Below are 1,893 nucleotides of genomic sequence, written 5' to 3' on the forward strand. Positions count from 1 at the left end.
ATCTCTTGCCTTTTTTTCTGATCTTATTCGATCGTACTGACCGAAGCTAAAATGAAAACCATTACTATAAAACTTAGGAAAATCAAATGTTTTCTCATTTTTAATTCCTTTTTTTAGTATCTAAGAGTGCCTTTATTCTTTGCAAATTGATATGACATAAAAAATCAAAATTTAGCTCGATGCTTTGAAATATGGCTTTTGCCATGTTTCAAAGTCGAGCCACTTTGCGACACTAAATATCTGATAGGTTTGGGAGGAGCAGAGCAAAGTACCAGCGGCAATTATTTAGGGTCAATCACACAATAATCGCCATTTTTCCCATAGCCACATTGTTTTGTCATCACTTTAACGCATGTTTTCCCATCACATTTTGATAGATCTAAACTGTATTTTTTCAGGTTGTTTACTTCCGATCTGCGCTGCTGGATTTCATCCATACTTGGGACAAATAAAAATAACGCCAAGAACAGCACCATTACCAACGCTACAAAGGCGCTGGCAAACACGGCAATAAATTGATAGTTAAGACGGCTAGTTGCTTTATCTAACTCCTCAATACGGCTCTTTAATGCCCCTATAGCTTGTTTATTTGTCTCCTGTAGTGACTTTTCAGCCTTATCTAGTACCCCACTAGCTACTTGGGTGTAAAATGTCTCTAATCGCTTCTTATCGTCTGCTATGGCTTCCCTGTATTCCTTCATCGAAGCTAATAAAATATATAACTGGTCGTCTAAATCGTTTTGATTGCTCATAGGGAAGGCCCATTTCTATTCATGCTTTTGCGTTGTTTCAGCTTCATAGCTTGTTCTTGCTGTAGCTTTAACCGCTTTTTATGTTCCAGTTCTAGGCGTTTAGCTTCTTGATCTTTCTTCCATTGCTCAAACCCTTGTTCAACACGGTTAAAACCCTGTTCTAAGGTCTTTTCCTTGTGCTGTTGTTGGTATTGGAGCTGCTGGCTGTTCTGCTGTTTGATTGTGTCGTTGAAACGGCTGATCTCAGTATCTATGCCTTTCCTACGCATCTGGGTGACTTTGCTGCCTTCATGTATGGTGGCTTGTAGCTGATTGCCCTGATCGGCATAGCTGCGGTGGTCGATTCTTTCCCGATACCCTGCATATTCCAGAGCATGATTGGCTAAGTTTGCCCAGGTGGCTCGAATCTGTTTAATTTCTTCCTGGCTTGTTCCCATGCCTAGGCTTTTTCTTTTGGTGTTACTTAGTTCAATTTCCGTTTTTTGAGTAAGGACTAATTTATTTTCAGGGTCCAATTCTGCTTTGCGAGTTGTTAGCAAGATATGTGCATGATGGTTTTTATCATCTCCACCTTTGCTGGGTGCATGAATCGCTAAATCTGCGACCACCCCATAGCGATCTACTAAGGACTTGGCGAAGTCTTTAGCGAGTTCCTTGCGTTGTTCTTCGTCCAATTCATCAGGTAAAGCAATAACCCATTCTCTAGCGGTTCTGGCATCTTTGCGGTTTTCCATTTTTTCCGCCAGATTCCAGAGTTCGGCACGATCAATTTGAGTATCTAAGTTCGAGATAATTTCGGTATAAGCCACACCTTCTTTTCTCGTAAAGTCGTGCGTTAATCCTGTCCGTTCATCTGTCAATTTTTCTCCTGCACGATAGGCCATAGATGCTACCGCAGTTCGTCCAGAACTTCGGTTAATGGTCTTGGTCGTACAGTGATAAATTGCCATGCCTTAGCCTTGTGATGGTTTTGCTTTTGCTTTTAAAAATTGCGTAGCAATTTTTTGGGGTTAAGGGGAATCCCCTTACGCAAACTTTGACTTGGATGAAATCCAAGTCGTAAGTGCGCATTTCATGAAAAACACGATAGCATATAGCCCGCTTGAATTTCAATTCATAGGGCCTTATGCTTGAGTGGTTT

General features: G+C 40.9%; 2 protein-coding genes. Both read right to left on the bottom strand.

Translation table 11 applies throughout. The features are described from left to right. Window positions 1-281: 281 nt before the first annotated feature. Window positions 282-752 carry a hypothetical protein gene (locus FTV37_RS17265; protein WP_179997526.1) on the bottom strand — a complete coding sequence of 157 codons (471 nt, stop codon included), beginning with the start codon at window positions 750-752 and terminating at the stop codon, window positions 282-284. Then, window positions 749-1,702 carry a MobQ family relaxase gene (mobQ, locus tag FTV37_RS17270; RefSeq protein ID WP_180004498.1) on the bottom strand — a complete coding sequence of 318 codons (954 nt, stop codon included), beginning with the start codon at window positions 1,700-1,702 and terminating at the stop codon, window positions 749-751. The genes FTV37_RS17265 and mobQ overlap by 4 nt, the downstream gene beginning before the upstream one ends. Between the last annotated feature and the right edge of the window lie 191 nt (window positions 1,703-1,893).

This window comes from Acinetobacter sp. YH16042 (assembly GCF_013417245.1).
In the GTDB taxonomy this organism is placed as follows: Bacteria; Pseudomonadota; Gammaproteobacteria; order Pseudomonadales; family Moraxellaceae; genus Acinetobacter; species Acinetobacter amyesii.

Bases quoted from the DNA above. Each gene is read 5' to 3' on its own strand.
- FTV37_RS17265 (WP_179997526.1), bottom strand. From the start codon at position 752: ATGAGCAATCAAAACGATTTAGACGACCAGTTATATATTTTATTAGCT.
- mobQ (WP_180004498.1), bottom strand. From the start codon at position 1,702: ATGGCAATTTATCACTGTACGACCAAGACCATTAACCGAAGTTCTGGA.